Source organism: Streptomyces sp. NPDC032721, assembly GCF_055579625.1.
In genome coordinates this window covers 266,062-287,703 of the sequence record NZ_JBVIMX010000009.1, presented here as the reverse complement: position 1 = coordinate 287,703, position 21,642 = coordinate 266,062, and the positions used below count along the sequence as shown (strand labels likewise).

The 21,642-nt window shown below is 71.9% G+C and carries 25 protein-coding genes; 11 read left to right on the top strand and 14 right to left on the bottom strand.

Going from position 1 to position 21,642, the window contains the following annotated elements; translation table 11 throughout:
• Positions 1 to 33 precede the first annotated feature (33 nt).
• Complete coding sequence (locus ACZ5PB_RS20875) at positions 34 to 447, bottom strand: SCO4402 family protein (protein WP_468693137.1); 414 nt, start codon at positions 445 to 447, stop codon at positions 34 to 36.
• A 51-nt stretch (positions 448 to 498) separates the two neighbouring features.
• Between ACZ5PB_RS20875 and ACZ5PB_RS20870 the strand changes: the two genes are divergently transcribed.
• From ACZ5PB_RS20870 to ACZ5PB_RS20860, 3 genes are all read left to right on the top strand, one after another.
• Positions 499 to 1,038: an AAA family ATPase gene (locus ACZ5PB_RS20870; protein WP_468693135.1), complete on the top strand. Its 540-nt coding sequence runs from the start codon at positions 499 to 501 to the stop codon at positions 1,036 to 1,038.
• A gap of 119 nt (positions 1,039 to 1,157) precedes the next feature.
• On the top strand, positions 1,158 to 2,165 hold the full coding sequence (locus ACZ5PB_RS20865; RefSeq protein WP_468693134.1) for a GlxA family transcriptional regulator: 1,008 nt from the start codon (positions 1,158 to 1,160) through the stop codon (positions 2,163 to 2,165).
• Positions 2,166 to 2,186: 21 nt separating this feature from the next.
• Complete coding sequence (locus tag ACZ5PB_RS20860) at positions 2,187 to 2,843, top strand: DJ-1/PfpI family protein (RefSeq protein ID WP_468693133.1); 657 nt, start codon at positions 2,187 to 2,189, stop codon at positions 2,841 to 2,843.
• 43 nt (positions 2,844 to 2,886) lie between these two features.
• On the opposite strand, the gene ACZ5PB_RS20855 is transcribed toward ACZ5PB_RS20860, so the two are convergent.
• From ACZ5PB_RS20855 to ACZ5PB_RS20845, 3 genes are all read right to left on the bottom strand, one after another.
• Positions 2,887 to 3,849: an AraC family transcriptional regulator gene (locus ACZ5PB_RS20855; protein ID WP_468693131.1), complete on the bottom strand. Its 963-nt coding sequence runs from the start codon at positions 3,847 to 3,849 to the stop codon at positions 2,887 to 2,889.
• 76 nt (positions 3,850 to 3,925) lie between these two features.
• Positions 3,926 to 4,849, bottom strand: coding sequence for an NADP-dependent oxidoreductase (locus ACZ5PB_RS20850; RefSeq protein ID WP_468693129.1), 924 nt, complete (start codon positions 4,847 to 4,849; stop codon positions 3,926 to 3,928).
• A gap of 104 nt (positions 4,850 to 4,953) precedes the next feature.
• Complete coding sequence (locus ACZ5PB_RS20845; RefSeq protein ID WP_468693127.1) at positions 4,954 to 5,592, bottom strand: GNAT family N-acetyltransferase; 639 nt, start codon at positions 5,590 to 5,592, stop codon at positions 4,954 to 4,956.
• A gap of 100 nt (positions 5,593 to 5,692) precedes the next feature.
• On the opposite strand from ACZ5PB_RS20845, the gene ACZ5PB_RS20840 reads away from it, so the two are divergent.
• Positions 5,693 to 6,448, top strand: a complete 756-nt coding sequence (locus ACZ5PB_RS20840; protein WP_468693126.1) for a 2-phosphosulfolactate phosphatase — start codon at positions 5,693 to 5,695, stop codon at positions 6,446 to 6,448.
• Positions 6,445 to 6,930 (top strand): hypothetical protein, encoded by a 486-nt coding sequence (locus ACZ5PB_RS20835; RefSeq protein ID WP_468693124.1) that lies wholly within the window; start codon positions 6,445 to 6,447, stop codon positions 6,928 to 6,930. The genes ACZ5PB_RS20840 and ACZ5PB_RS20835 overlap by 4 nt, the downstream gene beginning before the upstream one ends.
• 18 nt (positions 6,931 to 6,948) lie before the next feature.
• Here the strand turns inward: ACZ5PB_RS20835 and ACZ5PB_RS20830 are convergent, their stop codons facing one another.
• The gene (locus ACZ5PB_RS20830) at positions 6,949 to 7,239 is read right to left on the bottom strand and encodes a hypothetical protein (protein WP_468693122.1); all 291 of its coding nucleotides are present in this window, start codon (positions 7,237 to 7,239) and stop codon (positions 6,949 to 6,951) included.
• A 142-nt stretch (positions 7,240 to 7,381) separates the two neighbouring features.
• Positions 7,382 to 7,981: a DinB family protein gene (locus ACZ5PB_RS20825; RefSeq protein ID WP_468693120.1), complete on the bottom strand. Its 600-nt coding sequence runs from the start codon at positions 7,979 to 7,981 to the stop codon at positions 7,382 to 7,384.
• 114 nt (positions 7,982 to 8,095) lie between these two features.
• Between ACZ5PB_RS20825 and ACZ5PB_RS20820 the strand changes: the two genes are divergently transcribed.
• Both ACZ5PB_RS20820 and ACZ5PB_RS20815 read left to right on the top strand, forming a co-directional pair.
• On the top strand, positions 8,096 to 8,677 hold the full coding sequence (locus ACZ5PB_RS20820; protein ID WP_468693118.1) for a PadR family transcriptional regulator: 582 nt from the start codon (positions 8,096 to 8,098) through the stop codon (positions 8,675 to 8,677).
• Complete coding sequence (locus ACZ5PB_RS20815) at positions 8,674 to 9,696, top strand: hypothetical protein (RefSeq protein ID WP_468693116.1); 1,023 nt, start codon at positions 8,674 to 8,676, stop codon at positions 9,694 to 9,696. The genes ACZ5PB_RS20820 and ACZ5PB_RS20815 overlap by 4 nt, the downstream gene beginning before the upstream one ends.
• A gap of 28 nt (positions 9,697 to 9,724) precedes the next feature.
• On the opposite strand, the gene ACZ5PB_RS20810 is transcribed toward ACZ5PB_RS20815, so the two are convergent.
• From ACZ5PB_RS20810 to ACZ5PB_RS20795, 4 genes are read right to left on the bottom strand one after another with little or no spacing between them, the layout of a single operon-like run.
• Entirely contained in the window at positions 9,725 to 10,663 is a 939-nt protein-coding gene (locus tag ACZ5PB_RS20810) for an NADP-dependent oxidoreductase (RefSeq protein ID WP_468693114.1), read from the bottom strand.
• Positions 10,660 to 11,289: a YdeI/OmpD-associated family protein gene (locus tag ACZ5PB_RS20805; RefSeq protein WP_468693113.1), complete on the bottom strand. Its 630-nt coding sequence runs from the start codon at positions 11,287 to 11,289 to the stop codon at positions 10,660 to 10,662. The genes ACZ5PB_RS20810 and ACZ5PB_RS20805 overlap by 4 nt, the downstream gene beginning before the upstream one ends.
• 18 nt (positions 11,290 to 11,307) lie before the next feature.
• Positions 11,308 to 12,012 carry a response regulator gene (locus ACZ5PB_RS20800; protein ID WP_468693111.1) on the bottom strand — a complete coding sequence of 235 codons (705 nt, stop codon included), beginning with the start codon at positions 12,010 to 12,012 and terminating at the stop codon, positions 11,308 to 11,310.
• Positions 12,009 to 13,430 (bottom strand): sensor histidine kinase, encoded by a 1,422-nt coding sequence (locus ACZ5PB_RS20795; protein WP_468693110.1) that lies wholly within the window; start codon positions 13,428 to 13,430, stop codon positions 12,009 to 12,011. The genes ACZ5PB_RS20800 and ACZ5PB_RS20795 overlap by 4 nt, the downstream gene beginning before the upstream one ends.
• Before the next feature lie 233 nt (positions 13,431 to 13,663).
• Between ACZ5PB_RS20795 and ACZ5PB_RS20790 the strand changes: the two genes are divergently transcribed.
• Both ACZ5PB_RS20790 and ACZ5PB_RS20785 read left to right on the top strand, forming a co-directional pair.
• Entirely contained in the window at positions 13,664 to 14,383 is a 720-nt protein-coding gene (locus ACZ5PB_RS20790; RefSeq protein WP_468693108.1) for an ABC transporter ATP-binding protein, read from the top strand.
• Complete coding sequence (locus tag ACZ5PB_RS20785) at positions 14,380 to 16,806, top strand: ABC transporter permease (RefSeq protein WP_468693106.1); 2,427 nt, start codon at positions 14,380 to 14,382, stop codon at positions 16,804 to 16,806. The genes ACZ5PB_RS20790 and ACZ5PB_RS20785 overlap by 4 nt, the downstream gene beginning before the upstream one ends.
• Positions 16,807 to 16,902: 96 nt before the next feature.
• Here the strand turns inward: ACZ5PB_RS20785 and ACZ5PB_RS20780 are convergent, their stop codons facing one another.
• The 3 genes from ACZ5PB_RS20780 to ACZ5PB_RS20770 all read right to left on the bottom strand — a co-directional run bounded on the left by ACZ5PB_RS20780 (position 16,903) and on the right by ACZ5PB_RS20770 (position 19,177).
• Entirely contained in the window at positions 16,903 to 17,565 is a 663-nt protein-coding gene (locus ACZ5PB_RS20780) for an HAD family hydrolase (RefSeq protein WP_468693104.1), read from the bottom strand.
• A gap of 49 nt (positions 17,566 to 17,614) precedes the next feature.
• The gene (locus ACZ5PB_RS20775; RefSeq protein WP_468693103.1) at positions 17,615 to 18,355 is read right to left on the bottom strand and encodes a class I SAM-dependent methyltransferase; all 741 of its coding nucleotides are present in this window, start codon (positions 18,353 to 18,355) and stop codon (positions 17,615 to 17,617) included.
• 168 nt (positions 18,356 to 18,523) lie between these two features.
• Complete coding sequence (locus tag ACZ5PB_RS20770; RefSeq protein ID WP_468693100.1) at positions 18,524 to 19,177, bottom strand: class I SAM-dependent methyltransferase; 654 nt, start codon at positions 19,175 to 19,177, stop codon at positions 18,524 to 18,526.
• Positions 19,178 to 19,304: 127 nt separating this feature from the next.
• Here ACZ5PB_RS20770 and ACZ5PB_RS20765 point away from each other — a divergent pair, with 127 nt between their 5' ends.
• Positions 19,305 to 19,880, top strand: coding sequence for a helix-turn-helix domain-containing protein (locus ACZ5PB_RS20765; protein WP_468693099.1), 576 nt, complete (start codon positions 19,305 to 19,307; stop codon positions 19,878 to 19,880).
• 74 nt (positions 19,881 to 19,954) lie between these two features.
• Positions 19,955 to 20,824: an NAD(P)H-binding protein gene (locus ACZ5PB_RS20760; RefSeq protein ID WP_468693097.1), complete on the top strand. Its 870-nt coding sequence runs from the start codon at positions 19,955 to 19,957 to the stop codon at positions 20,822 to 20,824.
• Here the strand turns inward: ACZ5PB_RS20760 and ACZ5PB_RS20755 are convergent.
• Positions 20,814 to 21,617 carry a dienelactone hydrolase family protein gene (locus ACZ5PB_RS20755; protein ID WP_468693095.1) on the bottom strand — a complete coding sequence of 268 codons (804 nt, stop codon included), beginning with the start codon at positions 21,615 to 21,617 and terminating at the stop codon, positions 20,814 to 20,816. The genes ACZ5PB_RS20760 and ACZ5PB_RS20755 overlap by 11 nt on opposite strands.
• Positions 21,618 to 21,642 lie beyond the last annotated feature (25 nt).

The following is a 21,642-nucleotide window of genomic DNA, read 5'->3' as shown; positions in this document are numbered from 1 at the left end:
ACACGGGACGGACGGCGAGCCCCGCTCGTCCGATCAGGGCCAGCGATGACCAGCTTCGTGCAGCTTGCTCAGGGCCGTGTGATCGTTCGCCACGAGAACCTGCGCCAGCCGAGCCGCGACCGCGACCACCTCACCCCAACCCGGCGAATCCAGGTAGACCTCGTCACGGGCACCGGCCCCGACCGAGTCCTGCACCACGCCGTAGGCGACACCGAGCCGCGCCATCAGCTCGACCTCCTCCTCGGTCCGCAGACACTGCCCCAGCCAGGGCGAGGGATCGCGCGCATCGCAGAAGTCGTCGAAGAGGACGTGGACGGTGTGATCGAGATCCTCGAACTCACCGGGGTCGAGCCACACCTCCCGCTGCCACGCCGGGCTGGCGAGCGCCACGACAGCGGGCACGACATGGAGGCGGTAGTAGGGCAGAGCAATGCCGTGATCGATCACCCGCCGACAGTACTCACCGGTGGCGGCCGCACGGCACTACCCTGGAGCCGCATGATCGTATGGCTCAACGGGACCCACGGTGCGGGCAAGACGACGACCAGTGCGCTCGTGCAGCAACTGCTTCCGGATTCAAGGGTGTTCGACGCCGAGAAGGTCGGTGAGACGCTCATGGACATCTCGCCGGGGCTGCCCGCGACGGACAACTTCCAGCACTGGCCACCGTGGCGCCCGCTCGTGGTCGAGACCGCGCGTCGGGTGCTCGACTACACCGGCGGCATCCTGGTGGTGCCCATGACCGTCCTGGTCGAGGAGTACTGGCGCGAGATCAGCGAGGGTCTGGCCCGATACGGCGTCCCCGTACGGCACTTCGTTCTTCACGCGGACCAGGAGACCCTTCGCGGGCGTATCGCGGGCGACATGGTCCTCGGACCGAACTCCCCCTTCCGCCTCCAGCACCTGGAGCCCTACGCCGAGGCGGCCCGCACCTGGCTGCACGACGCGGCCGAGGTCGTCGACACCACCCACCTCACGCCCGGGGAAGCCGCCCTGCGGATCGCGGAGGCGGTCAAGGGGGACGAGGACCGTGCCTGATCACCGCAGCTGACCACCGCAGCTGATCACCGCGCACGATCCGTGCGGCGGGTGGCGGTGGCGGGAATCGTCATGTTCGTGTCCTTGCCGCCATGGGGAGATGTGGCCACGATGGACGGGTGAGCACCCAGCGCATCGTCTTCGCCGTCTTTCCGGACTTCCAGATCCTCGACCTGACCGGACCTCATGAGGTATTCACCCAGGCCGCACGCCTCACCGGAGGCGTCGTCCTCGAAACGGTGGCCGCCGCGCCCGGTCCTGTTCCGTCGAGCGGCGGTCTCGCGGTCTCCCCGACACTGACGATCGACGAGTACGGCGAGGACGACGAGTACGGCCAGGACGCCAGGCCGGTGGACACGCTCGTCGCCGTGGGCGGCACGGGTGTTCACCGGGCCTGCGAGGACACGCGCTTCGTCGACTGGTTCGCCAGGACCGCCCACCGGGCCCGCCGTACCGCCGCGGTGTGCAGCGGCGCCTTCCTGCTGGGCGCCGCCGGGCTCCTCGACGGGCGGCACGCGGTCACTCACTGGTCCCGCTGCGACCAGTTGGCCGAGCGGTATCCGCAGGTCACGGTCGACCCCGACCCGATCTTCGTCCGGGACGGCGAGGTGTGGACCTCGGCCGGGATCACCGCGGGCATGGACCTCGCGCTCGCCATGACCGAGGACGACCACGGACCCGAGGTGTCCCGCGCCATCGCCCGCCAGATGGTGATGTTCGTCCAACGACCCGGAGGGCAGGCGCAGTTCAGCGCCCAGCTCGCCGCCCAGCGACCGGGGCGGGCACCGTTGCGCGAGGTCCTCGACTGGATCGCCGACCACCCCGACGGCGAACTCGGCGTGGCCGCCCTCGCGGCGCGCGCCGCGATGAGCGAACGCAACTTCACCCGCGTCTTCCGTGCGGAGACCGGCCGCACCCCCGCCGCGTACGTCGAGAGCACCCGCATCGAGGCCGCCAGAAGGCTCCTGGAAACCACCTCCGCCACCCTGGAATCGGTGGCGCACGACTGTGGCTTCGGCACCGTCGAGACCCTGCACCGCAACTTCAAACGAACGCTCCAGGTCACCCCCGGCGAGTACCGCAAGCACTTCTCCGCCCACACCGCCGCCGTCCGACAGCGGCGGTAGCCACCTCCGAAAGGCACTCCCATGCGCATCGTCATCCCGCTCTTCGACGGATTCACCGCGCTCGACGTCGTCGGCCCGTACGAGATCCTCCGCATGCTGCCGGATTCCGACGTCGTCTTCGCCGCAGCCGATCCGGGCGCCTGCGCGGACGGCGAGGGGCTGCTCCACCTCCTCGCGACGGCCTCCTTCCGGGAGGTCACGGAAGCCGACGTCCTCCTGGTGCCCGGTGGTCCCGGCGCACGTCGCGGCCTCACCGACGAGTCGCTGCTCGACTGGATCCGTCACCTCCACACCACCACCACGTGGACCACCTCGGTGTGCACCGGCTCCTTGCTGCTCGGCGCGGCCGGCCTGCTCGACGGGCTGGAGGCCACCACGCACTGGGGGGCCGTCGACACCCTGGAGTCGTACGGCGCCACCTACACGGCACGTCGCGTCGTGGAGCAGCCGGGCGGCATCGTCACCGCCGCCGGGGTGTCCTCGGGCATCGACATGGCCCTGCGGCTGGCGGAACTGACCGCGGGACGGGTCGCCGCCGAGGCGTTCCAGCTCGCCATCGAGTACGACCCCGAGCCTCCCTTCGACTCCGGCTCGTACGCCAAGGCGTCCCGGGAAGCGAAGCAGTACCTGGCGACCCGCCCGCGCCGCACGGCCCGGCCCAAGTCCGTATCCGCATAGGGGCGCATTCCTGAGCCCGGTCCCACGCGGCGCTCTGCGCGCCTCACGCGCCCAGGCGGGTCGCTCCCGTCTGCCGGCGGTAGCCGCCGGGGGCCAGGCCGTACGCCCGCTTGAAGGCCTTGGCGAAGGCGAACTCCGAGCCGTATCCCGCGCGCGTGGCGACCGCCGTGAGCGGGGTGTCGGATTCGCGGAGCAGGCGTGCGGCGGTGGTCATGCGCCAGTGGGTGAGGTACGACATCGGGGGTTCGCCGACCAGTGTGGCGAACCGGCGGGCGAAGGCGGCGCGGGACAGTCCCGCGCGTTCGGCGAGGGACTCGACCGTCCACTGGGCGGCGGGGTCGTCGTGCATCGCGGCCAGGGCGGGCGCCACGGCCGGGTCGGCCAGCGCCGCCGCCCAGCCGTCGACGGCCGCCGGGGCCTCGTCGTCGAGCCAGGCCCGCAGGATGTACAGCAGCAGCGAGTCGATCAGCGAGGGCACTATGCCGTCCGAGCCGATCCTCGGGTTCTCCAGTTCGGCTCCGAGCAGCTGGACCGCCGCGCTGAGCTCCGGGTGGCTGCCGTGCCGGGTCTGGAGGTGGATGACTTCGGGGAGCCGGCGCACCAAGGGGTGCGGGCGGCTCTGGTCGAGGTCGTAACTGCCGCACAGCAGCCGGGTCTCGGGTCCTTCGCCGCCGAGGCGGAGCGCGCCGATCGGTGAACGGTCCGAGTGGCCCAGGTTCCATTCGAGCTGCTTGTCCCCGGGGTCGACGGGCGGGGTGGAGGGGTGGTCGGAGAGGATGTGGCCGCCGCCGCCACGGAGGAAGACCACGTCTCCGGGGCTGAGCGGGAGCGGTTCGGGGAAGGACCCGCCCTCCGGGGTCAGCCAGCAGGTTCCGTACAGCACCACGTGGAAGCTCGCGCCCAGCACGGGCGGCAGCCGCAGGCCCCAGGGGGCGCGGCCGATGGTCCGTACGGACGCCGGACTGCCGGTGCGCATCGAGGCCAGTGCCTCGGTGAGGATGTCCATGCGGCCTCGCCCTCCCTGGTGCGGTTCTTGTTCGTCGTTGGCGTTGACGTTGGTGGCGTTGGCGGTGGCGGTGGCGTCAGACCGTCAGCACAATCTTGCCTTGTACGTGTCCCGTGGCGACCAACTCGTGCGCCTTGCCCACCTCCGCCAGCGGGAAGGTCTCCGATACGTGCGGGTGGATGCGGCCCGCGTCGATCAGTTCGGCGATCGCTTCGAGCGCCGCGTAGTCGGGCTCGACCGAGACGCCGATGAATAGCTTGCCCTCCGCTTCCGTACGGGCGGCCAGGTCCTGATCGCCGTGCTCCATGATGCTGATGAGTGCGCCGCCGGGGCGCAGCACGCCGAGCGACCGGGCGCCCTGGGCCATCGAGTCGAACACCACGTCGACGTCCCGGACGACCTCGGTGAAGTCGGTGGTCCTGTAGTCGATCACCTCGTCCGCGCCGATACGGGTGAGGAAGTCGTGCCGGCCCGCGCCGGCGATGCCGATCACGTGGGCGCCGCGCGCCTTGGCGATCTGCACCGCGAAGTGGCCGACCCCGCCCGCCGCGCGCTGGACCAGTACGCGGTCGCCCTCCTTGACGGCCGCCGCCTGGACGAGGCCCTGCCAGGCGGTGAGTGCCGCGAGGGGGACGGCCGCGGCGTGCACGTGGTCGATCGAGGCGGGCTTGCGGGCGAGTTGGCGGGAGGGGGCGGCGACGTACTCGGCGTAGGCGTTGGCGGCGCGGGGGAAGAACGGCATCCCGTAGACCTCGTCCCCCACCGCGAACCTGGCGCCGGGGGCCGCTTCCTCGACCACTCCCGAGATGTCCCAGCCGACGCCGAACGGCGGGTCGCCGAGCACGGGGTACTGACCGGACCTGACGGCCACGTCCGCCGGGTTGATCCCACTGGCACGCACCCTGACGAGGACCTCCCCGGGCAGCGGCACCGGCCGCTCACGCTCCACGAGCTCAAGGACTTCGGGGCCGCCGAAGGACTTCTGGATGATCGCGCGCACGACAACTCCCTGAATTGGTTCGGATCGAGGCTGATGTCCTCAACCCTAGGAAGTCCGGACGAGCCTCTGAATGGCCTTCCGTCTCGCCCACATGTCCATTCGTCTCACCGGACGTCCTTCTGGGGCAGGCACGCCCCGGGTCCGCTGTGATGGCTGCTCGGGCTGTGCGGGCTGTGCAGGTCGAGGAACATCAGCACCTCGTCCCGGTCGTCGCCGCCCCCGCCCGGGGCGAACCGCAGCGCGCGCGGCCAGCGCCCTACCTCCCGCCAGCCGTGCCGGGCGTAGAAGGTCTCCAGTCCGACCCCGCCGCGCGCGGCCAAGTGGAGCTGCTCCAGGCCCATTTCGTCGCGGGCGATCCGGTGGACCTCCGCCATGAGGAAGGCTCCGTGGCCGTGCCCCCGTACGGCCGGGTGGGTCTGGACGTGGTGAAGGGTGCCCCAGTGCGCGGTCAGTGGGGACGACGGGTCGCGGCGGATGTTCAGCCAGCCGACGAGTCCGTCCGAGGTGTACCCGGTGTCCTGGGTCGTCACGGTGAGGATGCGGCCGGCCTCCGGTGCGAGCGAACCGGCGAGCGCGTCGACGGCCGCGACCGCCTGCTCCCGGTCGATCGGCGGGAAGGGAAAACCTGCCGCCCCGCCGGAGTTGGTGACCTCGGTCCAGCAGGCGGCGAGGGACTGCCGCACGGTGGGGGTGAGCTCGTCCGGCGAGGTGAACTGGTGGAGGGTGGCGGGGCTGTTCGGCATCCCGGGATCCTCGCACCTGGCACTGACAGCACCGCTGCCGGGTGCGGCGGCTACCCCGTGCGGCGGGCACCACATGCGGCGGCTGGCATGATCGGCCCTCATGGATGACTGGTTCCGGCAGGCAGGGCACGGCGTACGTTTCGAGTGGGGGCCTGCGGGGGCCGAGCGGCTGGCGCCGGACGTGGCGTGTCTGGTGGTCGTCGACGTGCTGTCGTTCACCACGGCGGTGGGCGTCGCGGTGGAGGCCGGGACCCGGGTCTACCCCTACCGGTGGCGCGACGGGACCGCCGCCGGGTACGCCGCCGAACTGGGCGCCGACCTGGCGGTGGGGCGCCGCATGGTCACCGGGACGACCCCGTGGACGCTCTCCCCGGCCGCCCTGCGCGAGGCGCCCTTCACTCCCAGGCTGGTGCTCCCCTCCCCCAACGGGTCGGCCATCGCCGCAGCCGCCGGTGACTCCACCGTCGTCGCGGCCTCCCTGCGGAACGCCGCCGCCGTGGGCCGATGGCTCGCGGTACGGGGGTACGGGCGGGCCTCCCGCCCGGTCGGCGTCATCGCCTCGGGCGAACGCTGGCCCGACGGCAGCCTGCGCCCCGCTCTGGAGGACCTGCTCGGCGCCGGAGCGGTGATCGCGGCGCTGCGGGAACACCTACCGGAACCGGGCTCCCTCTCCCCCGAGGCCACGGCAGCCGCCGCCGCGTACACGGCGATGCCCGATATCGGCGAGGCCCTCGCCACCTGCTCCTCCGGACGGGAGCTGACCGAGGGCGGGTTCGCCCAGGACGTCGCCGTGGCAAGGGAGTTGGACACCAGCGAGGCCGTCCCGCTGCTGAGCGAAGGTGCCTTCACCGCATGACGCCGCAGAGCAATGAAGGGCAGGCGGGCTTCGCGCTGCCGCGAGGTGCGACGGGCTTCTTCCGCCCGGCGGACGGCCCGCTTCCGGAGGTCGACCTCCGGCTCTTCCGTACCGCGCTGCACGCGGCCGCCCGCGCCGCCGGTGGCGAGGTCGGGGAGGTGGAGGAGCAGGCCTATCCCCGTACCTTCCACGCCGCGTCGGTCACCGATGGCGCGGGCGAGCGCATCGTCCTGTGCCACGCCCACCACCCATGGATCGCGTTCGCCGGGCAACGCCGCGACTGGTACACCGACCAGTTCCTCGCGCCGCCGCCGTGGGCCCGCGCCTTCACCGACGCGGGGTTCACGGTGCTCACGCACGGGCAACTGACCATGCCGCTCACCGAAGTCGACACCGCGCCACTCACCCGGGGCGAGTGGCGCGAGGTCCGCCTCTACGGCATCACCACGCTGGGTGGAGTGCTCTTCAACGCCTGGGACTGACGGGCGGAAGGGTCAGAGTCAGAGGATGAAGACGCTTTGGGCCGTCTCGGTGTGGTACGTCTCCCCGGGGTAGACCAGCCATTCGACCTGCCCCGTGCAGTTCGGCCCGCTGTGGACCTCGGCGATGGCGTCGGTGTGGTTGGTGACGGACGACGGGAACCAGTCGACCGCGTAGCAGCCGCTCGGGTCGTCGTACTCGCTGCCGTTGATGCTCAGGGTCCCGCTGGCCGCGTAGGCGGTGTTCGAGACGGCGAGCACGAGCGCCAGAGCCGTCCCGGCAGCCCCCAGAGCCGTTGCCATACGTCGCATCACGTGCGTACCTCTTTCCCTCGCTGTGGTTGCCCTACGCAACACACAAGGCACACACGGTAGTCGACCGTAGCGGTTTGTGACCAGATGGCCCTTTTCCCACCCCGCCTTCGCCTGCCTACCGCTCCACCTTCGCCTTCGCCTACTGCTCCGCCTTCCCCGCCTCCAGCGCCACCTCCTCCAGCTTCTGCCGGTACTCGACCCACGAAAGGCCCTCGGCCGGTGGCATGTTCTCGTTGTCGTGCTGGAGACCGGCGGCTCCGTCGATGAGTTCGCGGACGATGTCGGCGTGGCCGCCGTGCCGGTTGGTCTCGGCGAGCATGTGGATCAGGATGCGGTGCAGGGTCACCTCGTTGCGCTCCGCCGGCCAGTGCGGGACGCGGCCGAGGGAGTCCCAGTCCAGGGCCTCGATGGTGGCGTCGGAGTGGGCGCAGGCTTTGCGGTAGAGACTGGTGATGTACTCACGGGACTCGTCGGCCTTCGCCCACATGTCGACGGTGGGGTCCTCGTCGAACTCCTCGGTCCAGGGCATCGGTTCGGCGAAGGGCCGCCCGAAGGTGTCGCCGAAGTACCCGGCCTCGCAGCCCGCCAGGTGCTTGAGCAGGCCAAGGAGGTTGGTGCCGGTCGGCGTGAGCGGGCGGCGCGCGTCGTACTCCGACAGCCCTTCGACCTTCCACAACAGGGCTTCCCTGGCGGACTTGAGGTAGTGGTGCAGGTCTTGCTTGGGGTCCGGTTGCGTCATGTGCGACACCCTCCCATCCGCCACTGACAATCGGCATACCCGAGCACCCGAGCACCCGAGCACCCGAGCACCCGAGCACCCGAATACCTGTATACGGGTGTTACGGTTTCCGGCATGCCGCTGAAAGCCGTGGACAACCCGTTGGCCCTTCGCCTCCTGGGGCTGCTCGTCGAGCGCCCCATGCACACGTACGCGCTCGGAACCGAGCTCAACAGGCGCTATCCGCACGTACGAGCCCGCAGCGGCTCGCTCTACACGCTCACCACCTCGCTGATCGACGCGGGCTGGATCGCCCCTACCGGGACCGAGCAGGCCGGGAACCGCCCCGCCCGCACCGTGTACGCGCTCACGCCCCAGGGGTGGCAGGCGTTCCGAGAGCGGGTCGGGCGGCAGGTGCGCGAGGCCAAGGTGGAGACCTCGGCGTTCGTGGACGCGCTGGCCTACCTGGGGGCGCTCGGCCGGGAGGAGGCCGTGGCCGCGCTGCGGGAGCGGGTCGGCTCGCTCGACGCGCAGATCGAGGCGCTCGCCACGGCGGCGGACGAGGCGGGGGCCGGTGGGGTTCCGGAACTCTTCATGGTCGAGACCGCGTTCGTCGGCCACCAGCTGCGCTCCGAGTCCGACTGGATCCGGAACCTGATCGCCCGTATCGCCGACGGCAGCCTGCCGTGGCCAGCAGAGGAAGGCCCCCAGAAATGAGTACGAGCACAGACGGCTCCCTCACCTTCGGCATCTACGCCGCCGGCCAGGTCAGCAAGATCTTCGGCATCCCCGACGACCCCCGCTCGATCGACCTCCTCGTCGACGGGCTGCGCCCCGGCGGCCAACTCCCCTTCCTCGTCCGCGAGTACATCCACTTCCTCGGGCAGAGCCCCGACCCCGAGAAGGTGAAGGCCCTCCGGCCCGAGGAGACGATGACCGCCCTGACCATGCCCGACGCCTGGTACACCGAGCACGGCCGTGAACTGGACCTGGTCCTCAGCTACTTGCCCGAGACCGAGGACATCGACGGCTGGCTGGACTTCATCACGCGCGCCGTCCGCCGCTACGGCCCGATCGTCCGGCACCTCCAGGTCACCCTCGAACCCAACTTCCCCGTCCCGTGGATCGACGGCAGCTCCCCCGGCGCCGTCACCGCTCTCGTACGCGGCACCGCGCACGCCCGCCGCACGCTGGACGCCGCGGGCCTGGGCCACGTACGGATCGGGTTCTCGGTGGCCGAGCCCGCCGAATGGCTGGGCGGCGACGACGAGTTCTGGGCGCGGCTCGCCGCCGTACCGGCCGGGGAGTTCGCCGCGTACGTCGACTACGTGGGGCTCGGCCTCTACCCGGACGCCTTCTCCCCGACCCCGTACGAACACCTCGCGCCCATGGTCGAGCACGCCCTCACCCATCTGCGCACGGTCAGCCTCCCGCCGCTCGGCCTGCGCCCCGGCACGCCGATCCGAATCTGCGAGAACGGCACCCCGACCACCCCCGACCGCACCCCGCAGGAGCAGGCGGCGCGCCTGGAATCCATGATCCGTACGATCGCGTCGGCCGCCGCCCGCCACCACATCACCCACTACGAGCTCTTCGGCCTCCGCGACGCCGACTCCGCGAACCCCGAGGCGGTGGCCCGATTCGGCCTGACCACCAGCGACTACCGCCCGAAGCCCGCGTACGAGACGTACCGCACGCTCATCACCGAACTCGGCCGGGCCCGGCCGGTCCGCTGACCACGCTGACCGGCCGGGCTCACCCGACTCAGGGAACCAGGACGATCTTCCCGCGCACGCGCCCGGTCTCGCTCAGGTCGTGTGCCTTGGCGGCCTGGTCCAGCGGGAGCGTCTCGGCGATCGTGGGGCGTACGCCGTGCTCGTCGACCAGTGCGGCGAACGCGGTCAGCACGGCGGGGGTCGGGTCGAGGAAGAACTCCACGAAGCGCACACCGAGTTCAGCGGCGCGCGCGGTGACCTCGGTGCGGTCCACGCCGACGCCGACGACGTCCACGAGGATGCCGCCCGGCTTGAGGGTGGCGAGCGAGCGGGGGCCGTAGTCGTTGCTGATCGTGTCCAGGACCGCGTCGATGTCGCGCAGCGTGGAGAAGTCCTCGGCCGTGTAGTCGATCAGCTCGTCGGCGCCGAGCCCGCGCAGGTAGTCGTGCTTGGCGGCGCTGGCGGTACCGATGACGTACGCGCCCCTGGCCTTGGCTATCTGCACGGCGAGGTGACCGACCCCGCCCGCCGCGCCGTGGATCAGCACGCGCTGGCCCGGCTGCACGTCGGACAGGGTGATCAGGGCCTGGTAGGCGGTGAATCCGGAGATGGGCAGGGCCGCGGAACCGACGTGGTCAAGGGTCCGGGGCTTGGCGGCGACACGGTCCTCGGCCACCACGACGTGCTCCGCGTGGCTGCCGTGCGGCGGCGTGGTCCAGCCGTAGACCTCCTCGCCCACCGCGCACCGGGTCACGCCTTCTCCGACGCGCTCGACGGTGCCGCTGAACTCGTGGCCCAGGACGTAGGGCGGCGGCCCGAAGAAGTCGACCTTGCCGATCCGGACCTTCCAGTCCGCCGGATTCATGCCGGTGGCCAGAACGCGCACCAGCACCTCGCCGGGACCCGGCACGGGAACGGGCACTTCGGCCACTTCCAGCACGTCGGAGGTGCCGGTGGTTCTCTGGGTGATCACTCTTGTGGTCGTCATGGGGCTCCTTCTTGACGATCTTGGATTGACTGCCTACCAATGGGAGCGGCACGCGGGTGGCCCTGGCCGAGCCGGGCGAGCGCGGCGCTCAGCCGTGCCTCGCGGGTCTGCGGTGTCAGCGCCTGCAGCAGCGGGAGGATCAGCTGGTACGCGGCGGTCCTGTCCAGCTCCTCGAACGCCGCCTTCGCCATGGGATCGGCCTCCAGTGCCGCCGCGAGGTCGGGCGGCACCACCGCGTTGCGCTGGGACTCGTACGCCTTGGTCCACCGTCCGTCCGCCTGTGCCCTGCGCACCTCCGCGAGGCCGGGCTCACGCATCCGTCCTGCGGCGAGCAGGGCGGCGACCTTGTCCACGTTCACCTGGGACCAGAGGCTGCGGGGGCGGCGCGGCACGTACTTCTGGAGGTAGTGCCGGGCGTCGAGGGAGCGGCGCTGGCCGGAGATCCAGCCGAAGCACAGGCCGATGTCGACGAGTTCGTCGTCGGTGACCGAGGGGATGCCGGAGTTCTTCTTGCCGACCTTGACCCAAATGCCTTCGGTGCGTGGGTGGTTGGTCTCCAGCCAGCTCTCGAAGGCCGCTCCGTCGGCGAAGGCGACGACCTCGACGCCGTCGATCTCGTTCGTCATGCGGTGAGACTAGCGCGGTCAAGGTGTGCGGACGCTGACCAGGCCCGTTTCGTACGCGGCCACCACCGCCTGTGCCCGGTCGCGGAGTTGGAGCTTGGCGAGGACGCGGCCGACGTGGGTCTTCACGGTGGCTTCGGAGAGGTGGAGGCGGGTGGCGAGTTCGGCGTTGCTCAGGCCCTGGGCGAGGAGGCGGAGGACCTCCAGTTCGCGCGGGGTCAGGGACTCCAGGTCGCGGTGCAGGCCGGGGGCGGGGGCGGTGCGGGCGTGGCGTTCGACGAGGCGGCGGGTGATGGCCGGGGCGAGCAGGGCGTCGCCGGTGCGGACCAGGCGGACGGCGGCCACCAGGTGTTCGGCGGTGACGTCCTTGAGGAGGAAGCCGCTGGCTCCGGCGGTCAGGGCCGCGTAGACGAGGTCGTCGAGGTCGAAGGTGGTGAGCATGATGATGCGGGGGTCGGGGGTCTCGTCCTCATTGGCGTGGGCGTCGGCGCCGGGCCCGGTGGCCAGGATGCGGCGGGTGGCCTCCAGGCCGTCCATCTCCGGCATGCGGATGTCCATCAGCACGACGTCGGGGCGGGTGCGGCGGACCGCTTCGACGGCTTCCAGGCCGTTGGCCGCCTCGGCGACGACGTCGATGCCGTCGGCCATCAGGATCATGCGGAAGCCGGTGCGTACGAGCGCCTGGTCGTCGGCGATCAGCACGCGTACGGGGGCGGCGGCGGTCACGGGGTCTCCAGACGTGCCACGGACGGCATCAGGGGGATGTGGGCGCGCACCTGGTAGCCGCCGGTGAGCCGGCGGCCGGTGTGCAGGGTGCCGTCGTAGATGGCGAGGCGTTCGCGCAGGCCGGTCAGGCCACGACCGTTGCCGTCGGCCGAGGCGGCGGAGGGGGTGCCTCCGGTGTCGGTTATCCGTACGCCGATGTGGTCGTCCGCGTACTCGACGGTGACGGTCGCGCGGGCGCCGGTGGCGTGCTTGACGGTGTTTGTGAGGGCTTCCTGTACGACGCGGTAGGCGGCGAGGCCGATGCCGGAGGGGACCTCGCGGGGGGTGCCTGTGGTGGTCAGGGTGACGGGCAGGCCGGTGCTCCGTACCCCTGTGACCAGGGATTCGAGCTGGTCGAGGCCGGGTTGGGGGGCGAGTTCGGTCGTCGTCGTCACGGTGTCGTCGTCCGCGTTCATGGTGAGCAGGCCCATGGTGTGACGCAGCTCGGCCAGCGCGGCGCGGCCCGCCGCCTCGACGGCGAGGAGGGCTTCGCGGGCCTGGTCGGGGGCGAGGTCCATGACCTTGCGGGCGGCGCCGGCCTGGATGGTCATCATGCTGACGTTGTGGGTGACCACGTCGTGGAGCTCGCGGGCGATCCGGGAGCGCTCCTGTTCGGCCGCGCGGCGCAGCTTCTCGGCCTGTTCGCGCTGGAGCGCGGCCATCAGCTCCTGGCTCTCGGCGGTACGGAGCTTCCAGGCGCGCAGCCCGTGTGCGGCGATGATCAGCGGGATGAGGATGAGCAGGGGCACGTACTGGGTGGGCACGGTGGGCGGCACCGTGCTCACGCCCCAGACGCGGGTGCGGTCGTCCATCCCGACCACGAACACGGTCACCGGCAGCCCGGCCAGGGCGAGGATGCGGTACGGGCTGTAGACGGCGGCGGTGTAGGCGGCGACGACGACGGCGTAGAAGGTGAGCCGCATGGCGTCGTCGGGCGCCAGCGCGGTGGCGAGGGTGACGGTGCACAGCACGGCGAGCGGGTACCTGCGTCGCACCGCGAGCGGCGCGCACGCCAGCACGGAGAGCACGACCGCGGCGACCAGACTGCCGGTCTCACCGGGCCTGCCGAACGGCCCGATGGACTGCCCGGACTCGTGCACGAGGGTCGCGCCGCGATGGACCGCCCAGGGCAGGACGCTGATCCCGACGCAGGCCGCCAGGACCGCGTCGAACACCATGCTGCGACGGGTGGGCGGGGGGAAGGGGACGGTGGCGGGCCGGATGAGCAGCGCGAACCCGTGCCGTACGTGAGAGGCGAGCGCGCGGGGCGCGACGAGAGCCAGGAGCACGCGCAGCCGGGCGGACAGGGTGGCCGCGCGGGCGGACAGCGTGGCGGCACGGACTGGCTCCGCCGGCCCGCTCACCGGTACATCGCTCATCGCGCCATTGTCGCGCGCGCGTTTCCCGTGGCACATCCGCCTCGGGGCTCAACGGCGTACGCCTGACGACTACTTCCTGAGGATGACCCCGGGCGGGCTCGCCCGCGCGCCGTACCGGAAATGGGCCCGGGCGGCGACGCGGTGCCGGGGGCGGCGCTCCTAGTTTCGGAGGGGGCCGCCGGTCGGGCCCGCCCCTCCACCCACCCACATCCCCCTGAACAACGGGAGTCCTCATGTCCAGCACGCCGGTGATCGAGCTGTGCGAGGTGGGTCGTCGGTACGACGACGGTCCGCCCGCGCTCCAGCACGCCTCCCTAACGGTGCGGCCCGGTGAGGCCGTGGCGATTCTCGGGCCCTCCGGGAGCGGCAAGTCCACTCTGCTCAACCTGATCGCGGGGCTCGACCGGCCCGACGAGGGAACGGTGACCGTGGACGGGGTGCGGGTCGACGGGCTCGGGGAGGCGGGGGCGGCGCGGTTCCGGCGGGCGAAGATCGGCATGGTGTTCCAGTTCTTCCATCTGCTCGACGATCTGAGCGTGGCCGACAACGTGGCACTGCCCGCCCAACTGGCGGGCACCGCAAGGACGGTAGCGCTCCGGCGGGCGGCCGAGCTGCTGGAGGACCTCGGGATCGACCGGCACGCCCGCGCCTTTCCGGGGACGCTCTCCGGGGGCCAGCGGCAGCGCGTCGCCGTGGCGCGCGCTCTGATGAACCGGCCGCCGCTCCTGCTCGCCGACGAACCCACCGGCGCCCTGGACTCGGCGTCCGGCGAGGACGTCAGCCGGTTGCTGCGCGAACTGCACGCCGAGGGGCAGACCATCGTCCTCGTCACGCACGACCTCGCACTGGCCAGGTCCTGCACGGGCCGTACGGTCGAGCTGGTCGACGGCCGGATCGCAGCGGACACCCGTCACGCGAACCCCGACAACTCCCTTTCCGGGAGCGTCCGTTGAGCGCATTGGGCAAGGTGGTCCGCTCCGGGGTCGGCCGTCGCCGGGTGCCGACCTTCGTGATCGTCCTGGCCACGCTGATGACGACGGCCGCGTCGATCCTCGCGGGGTCGCTGCTCGTGGCGTCCAGCGGTCCTTTCACGGACGCCTTCGCGCGGCAGCACGGGGCCCATCTGACCGTGCAGTACGCGGCCGGGTCCGTCTCCGACGCACGGCTCGGCGCCACGGCCGGTGCCTCCGGCGTCGCGGGCGCGGCCGGACCGTTCCGTACGGTGACTCTCACCCCACGCTCCGAGGGTCCCGAACTCGGCCCGCCCGCACTGCCGTTGACGGTGGTGGGACGGGACGGCCCCAGGAGCGGCGCGGACGGTGGAGTCGACGACCTCGCCCTGACCGGCGGCCGCTGGGCCACCCGCCCCGGTGAGATCGTCCTGGCCGGTGGCGCCGAACGCCTCGCCGGGCAGGAGCCGGGCCGAGGGCCGGGCCAGGAGCCGGGCCAGGGGCTGCGGCTCGGCTTCCCCGACCTGCCGGGGAAGCCGGTGCTCACGGTGGTCGGCACGGCCCGTTCGGTGACCGGGAGCGCGGACGCCTGGGTGACTCCCGGGCAGCTCGCCGCCCTCACCCCGCCCGGCCGGGACGGCGGCCGTCAGATGCTCTACCGCTTCACCGGCGCCGACACCGCCGCGCAGGTCGACGCGGGCCGCCGGACGGTGACCGAAGGGCTGCCCGCGCGGGCGGTCTCCGGGACGCGGTCCTGGCTCACCGTGAAGCAGTCCGCCGAGCGCGACACCGCGCTGTACGTCCCGTTCCTGACGGCGTTCGGCACGCTCGGCCTGGTGATGTCGGTGCTGATCGTCGGCAATGTGGTCGCGGCCACGGTCGGCTCGGGCACCCGCCGCATCGGCGTTCTCAAGGCGATCGGATTCACTCCCGCCCAGGTGGTACGGGCCTACATCGGTCAGGCCCTGCTCCCGGCCTCGATCGGCACCGCGCTCGGGGTGCTGGTCGGCCATCTGCTCGCCCTCCCGGTGCTCGCGGAGGCCGAAGAGGCTTACCGGACCGCCGGGTTGGGCGTGGAGCCGTGGGTCGACGCGGCGGTGGTGGGGGGCGTGCTCGGGCTGACGGCGGCGACCGCGTGGGCGAGTGCGGCGCGGGCGGGCCGGCTGCGTACCGTCGAAGCCCTGTCCGTGGGACGCACCCCACGGCCGGGGCGCGGTCGGCGGGCGGCCGGACTGGCCGCGCGGCTGCCGGTGCCACGGGCGGTCGGGCTCGGACTCGCCAGGCCGTTCGCCCGGCCGGGGCGGGCGCTGGCGATGTGCGCGGCGATCGTGTTCGGGGCCACCGCGGTGACGTTCACGGTGGGGCTCGGCTCCTCGCTCCAGGAGATCATGGCCGCCAGGGAGCACGCCGCGGCCGACGTCACCATCGACGTACGAGAGCCGGGAGGCCCCGGGCAGCGCGGCGACGGTCCCCCGCCCGGGCCCTCGGCGCCCGCCGACGGCACCCACCGGGCCGATCCCACCCGGGCCATCGCCGCCCAGCCCGGCACCCGGGCGTACTACAGCCAGGCCAACGGCTACGCCGCGATCGCCGGAACCTCCGGTTCCACCAAGGTCGTCGGCTTCACCGGTGACGCCTCCTGGGGCGGCTACACCATGGTCTCGGGACGCTGGCTCGCCCGGCCCGGCGAAGCCGTCGTACCGACCGGGCTGCTGACCGCGACCGGCAAGCGGATCGGCGACACCCTCACGCTCAACGGCCGGGCGGGGGCGGTCACCGTACGCCTCGTGGGCGAGCTGCTGGACCCCCGCTACGACGGCATGCAGGTCTTCACCGACCTCGCAACGCTGAAACCCGCCGAACCGGACCTGACCCCGGTCACCCACCACATCGCGCTCAAGCCCGATACCAGCAGGGAGAGTTACACCGAGGCCGTGAACAAGGACCTGTCCCCGCTGGGCCTCACCGCCCGGATCGGCGGCGCCGAAGGCGGCAGCTCGATGGTCGTCACGCTCAACGTCCTGTCCGGGTTCCTCACCGTGATGCTGGTCGCCGTGGCGGCACTGGGCGTACTCAACAGCGTGGTGCTCGACACGCGTGAACGGGTCCGCGAACTCGGCACGTACAAGGCACTCGGCATGACCCCGCGCCAGACGATCGCCCTGGTCCTCACCTCGGTGACGGCGACCGGACTGATCGGGGGCGCGCTCGGCGTGCCGCTGGGGACGGCGCTGCACGGCTGGATCGTGCCGGCGATGGGCGAGAGCGTGGGCCTGCGCTTCCCCGCGAGCGTACTGGCGGTGTACGGGGCACCGGAGTTGGCCCTGCTGGGACTCGGCGGCCTGGCCATCGCGACGGTGGGCGCGCTGCTCCCGGCGGGGTGGGCGGCGCGGACGCGGACGGCGGTGGCGTTGAGGACGGAGTAGAGGGGGTGGGGAGCGGGGGCGTGCGGGGTGGGGACGCGTGGTCAGCGCCCCCCATGCCACACGCCCCCATCCCACACGCCCCACACGCCCCTCGCCTCAGCGGGCGGCAGCCTCCGCCAGCAGGCCCGGCAGGGCACGCATGTCGTCGAACACGACCGTGGACGGGCCCGTCAGGCGGGACGCCGGGGTCAGGCCGCCGCAGTAGCCGAAGGAGCGCATTCCGGCTGCGTGGGCGGCCTGGATTCCGTACGCGCTGTCCTCGATCACCACGCACCTCGCGGGGTCCACGCCCATCGAGCGGGCCGCGTGCAGGAAGAGGTCGGGGGCGGGCTTGCCCGTGGGGACGTCCTGGGCGCTGAAGACGCGGCCCTCGAAGTGGTCGGTGAGGGAGGTGGTGGCGAGGTCGCGCCGGATGCCCTCGTGGTCGCCGTTGGAGGCGACGCACTTGGGGGTGGTGAGGGAGTCAAGGAGCTCCGGGATGCCGTCGACGGCGGTCAGTCCGGCCGCGAAGGCGGCTTCGTACCAGGGCTCGTACGCCGAGTGCCAGCCCTTCTCCAGCGGGCGGCCGAGCCGCTTCTCCACCGCCGCCGTGTAGACCTCGGCGGACGAGCCCACGAACTGCTCGATGATCTCCGCCGGGGTGAAGCTGATCCCCAGGTCCGCCATGATCCGTGCGTCCACCTCGACGCAGATGCGCTCACTGTCGACGAGTACGCCGTCGCAGTCGAATATCACCAGTTCAACAGGGTTGGCCGTCATGATCGGCAGGGTACCGGGACAGCCCGGTGGGCTGTCCCGGCCCCTCACCTCAGGCGCGGCAGCGCAGCATCTCGAACGGCGGGTTGGCGCGGTAGTCCGCCCAGAAGTCCTCGCCGAACTCGCGCAGTCCGGCCTCGGACACCTCCAGCTTCACCCACGTCAGCTCGCTGAACCCGGCCGCCCGCAGCGCCGTCTCGTGGGCGTCGCGGCGCGGGAGGGTGGCCAGGAAGGAGACCGGCGGTTCGAGGAACGCCGTGGTCCGTACGCGCGGTCCCACCTCGACCTCCTCACCGGCCAGTTCGCTGCGGAACCCGTACTTCTCGGGGGTCGGGCCCGCGAAGTCGAAGTCGGGCGACTGGTTGAGCACGTAGAACTCGCCCCCGGGCCTGAGGTTCTGGTGCACGGCGCGGCACATCCGCTCCATGGTGGCGGCGTCCTGCGCGTAGTTGAGCATGTGGACGCCCAGCGCCACGTCGAAGGGCTCAGCCAGCGGCGGGAGTCCGGCCACGTCGGCGACCTCGTAGCGCACGCCCAGCGGGTCGCGCTCCTCCAACTGCTTGGACACGGCGATCATTTCGCCGGAGATGTCGACGCCGAGCACGTCGGCGGCGCCGCGCCGCTTGAGCTCCCTGCTGTAGAAGCCGGTTCCGGACGCGAGGTCGAGTACGGACTTGCCGCGAACGTCCCCCACCAGGGCCAGAAATCCGGGCACCGCCACGTACTGCTCCAGCGGCAGGCCCTTGAACCCCTCGTACGCCTCACCGATCTCGTCGTACTGCTGCACGCTCATGGTGCGGTCCTCCCGTGTGCTTCTGCGCTCGTGGTACGTCTGCGGGCTTACGGCGGGCAGTCTTCCCGCTGCCGCGCCGACCGCCGTACTGGCAAAAGACACAAAGATCCGGCCCCCGTCCGGGTTTTCGCGTACGGACGATCGCACGGACCTTGCCGGGCCCGTGGCTCAGGCCGACCGGCGCGCCACGATGACGTTCTCGGTGACCGTCGCCGTCTGCCCCTCGGGTCCGGTCGCGGTCCGCTGCGGCGCGTCGCACCGTACGACCTGCCAGGCGCCGTCCGTCTCCGTCAGTCGCAGCGAGTCCAACACCTCCTGGGGCGTGGGGAATTGGAGCTCCGAGCCGTCCTCGGGGCGCCAGGACCAGGGGGCCGTCGATGCGTGTTCCAGCAGGACGAGCAGACCGCCCGGGGCCACCGCACCGGCGGCCCGGCGGAGCACCTGCTCGCGGGGGATCTCGACCGGGGTGTGGAAGTAGCTGGCGGTGACCAGGTCGTAGGTCCCGTCGGGGAAGGACTCCGCCAGGTCGTGGCGGGCCGGGTGCACCCGGGCGCCGAGCCCGGCGGCCTCGGCGCGGTCGGCGACCCGGCCGAGGGCGGTCCCGGACACGTCGACGGCGGTGACGTCCCAGCCCAGCCCGGCGAGCCAGAGCGCGTCGCCGCCGTGACCGCAGCCCAGGTCGAGGGCGGTTCCCGGGACCGGGGAGAGGCCAGTGAGCAGTTCGGCCAGGACGGCGTTGGGCTTGGTGCCCCACTGGGGGGAGACGTTCGTGGAGTACTGGTTCTCCCAGAAGGCGGCGGATTCGCTGGTGGCAGCAGTCATGGCGGGTCGTGACCTTTCGAGCCGTACGGGTGGACAAGCGGACGAGCAGACGTGCGGTACACCGACGACACTGCGGGCTCCCCCGCTCCCCTTGCAAAGCCTCATGCCGTTTCGGCAACCTGAGGGCATGAGCCCCGCCAAGAAGCAGGACGTACTGGACGCGGTCGGACCACGCCTGCGCGAGCTCCGGCACCGGCACGCCCTGACCCTCGCCGAGCTGGCCGAGCGGACCGGCATCAACGAGAGCACCCTGTCCCGGCTGGAGGGCGGCACCCGCAAACCGACCCTGGAACTGCTCCTCCCCCTTGCGGAGGTGTACGCGGTCCCCCTCGACGAACTCGTCGGCGCGCCCCGCACCGGCGACCCGCGCATCCACCTGCGCCCGGTCACCCGTGACGGCAGGACGTTCATCCCGCTCAGCAGGCCCGGCGGCGTACAGGCCCACAAACTGCTGATCCCGCCCGACCCTGACGCCCGGCCCACCCCGAAGACGCACGAGGGCTTCGAATGGCTCTACGTGCTTTCCGGCCGGCTCCGCCTCGTGCTCGGCGAACAGTCGCTGCTGCTCAAGGCCGGTGAGGCGGCCGAGTTCGACACGCACGTCCCGCACTGGCTCGGTGCGGACGGCGAGCGCCCGGTGGAGCTCCTGATCCTCTTCGGCCACCAGGGCGAACGCGCCCACCTGCGCGCCCGCACCACCTGACGGGCCGACGGGCGGTTTCGGACAGAACCTGATTGCGGACAGAACCTGACCGCAACGGTCCCTACCTTGGCCACATGACGAACACAGCGGAAGCGAAGAACGCCGAAGCAACACCCGAGCCCCAGGTCTTTCTCGTGGCAGGCGCGACCGGAAGCGTGGGGCGCGAGGTGGTCCGCGAGCTCCGGGAGCGCGGGCACTCGGTGCGCGGGCTGACCCGTAATCCGGCAACTGCCGAATTCCCGGAGGGAGTTGAGGCCGTACGGGGTGATCTCGCCGACCCCGCGTCCCTCGGTGACGCACTCGACGGCGTGACCGGACTGCACCTGATCACCTTCACCGGCGGTGAGTACGAGGCGCTGACCACCGGCCCCGAGATCGTCGAGCTGGCCCGCAAGGCCGGGGTGCGGCGCATCACCGTGCTGCACGGCGGCGGGCCGACGCCGCTGGAGGACGCGGTGCGCGGGAGCGGTCTCGACTGGACCGTGGTGCGGCCGGTGGAGTTCATGGCGAACGCGCTGGAGTGGACGGATTCCGTCCGTACGGAGGCGACGGTACGTGCGGCCTTCGTCGACGGCCTCAGCGCGATGGTCCACGAGGCCGACATCGGCGCGGTCGTGGCGGTCGCGCTCAGCGAGGAGGGGCACGCGGGGCAGGAGTACACGGTCACCGGGCCGCAGGCCCTGACCGTACGGGACAAGGTGGCGGCCATCGCCGCCGCCACCGGGCGCGAGGTCCGGCTGGTGGAGCTCTCCGAGGAGGAGGAAGCGGACAGGTACCGGGCGCGCGGGTTCGACGAGGGCACGGTCGCCTGGGCGATCGACGTCTTCAAGAACCCGCCGCCGGAGGGGCGGACCGTCAGCGACACGGTGGAACGCGTCACCGGCCGGCCCGCCCGTACCTTCGCCCGGTGGGCGGCGGAGAAGGCGGAGGCCTTTACGCCGTAGGCCCGGCCTCGGCCCCGCGGCGGCCCGGCCTCAGGTGACGGTCGTAGAACCGGCTCCCGTCCTCCGCCTCGAACCACGGGGTGCCGGTGTGCCCGCCCGGATTGGCGTGCAGCGTCTTCTCCTTGCTGCCGAAGGCGTCGAACAGGTCCAGGGCGCGCTGCCGGGGGTTCCCCTCGTCGTCCCACTGCAACAGGAACAGCAGCGGAACGGTGATCTGCCGGGCCTCCTCGCGCTGGACGCGGGGGACGAACCCCCCGGCGAAGAAGCCGACGGCCGCGATGCGCGGCTCGACCACCGCCAGCCGGATACCGAGGGCGGTCCACCCCGAGTAGCCGACCGGGCCGCCGATCCCGGGCAGCGCGAGTACGGCGTCCAGGGTGGTCAGCCAGTCCGGGGCCGCCTGCTCGACCAGCGGGCCGACGAGGTTCTCGAAGATCTCGTCGACCGGCTCGCCGGCCCGCATGGCCCGGCGGAGTTCGGCGCGGATCTCCTGGTCGGCGGCGGAAAGGAGCCGGTCGCCGCACCCGGCGGCGTCGATGGAGACCGCCGCGTAGCCGAACGCGGCGGTCATCCGGCCCCGGGCCACCAGCCGGGGCTGGCTCTTGGGCAGGCCGTTATTGTGGGCGATCAGGATCAGCGGGACGGGCGCGGGCGCGCCACCGGACTCGCCGGACTCAGGGGACTCACCGGACTCGACGGATTTCGGGGTCCACAGCGTGCCGGGGATCTCACCGAGGGTGAATTCGCGCTCGACGACGCCGTCGTCGAGGCGTCGTTCAGAAGTGATCTGCATGGTCGTGCCTTCCGGGAATGCGCTG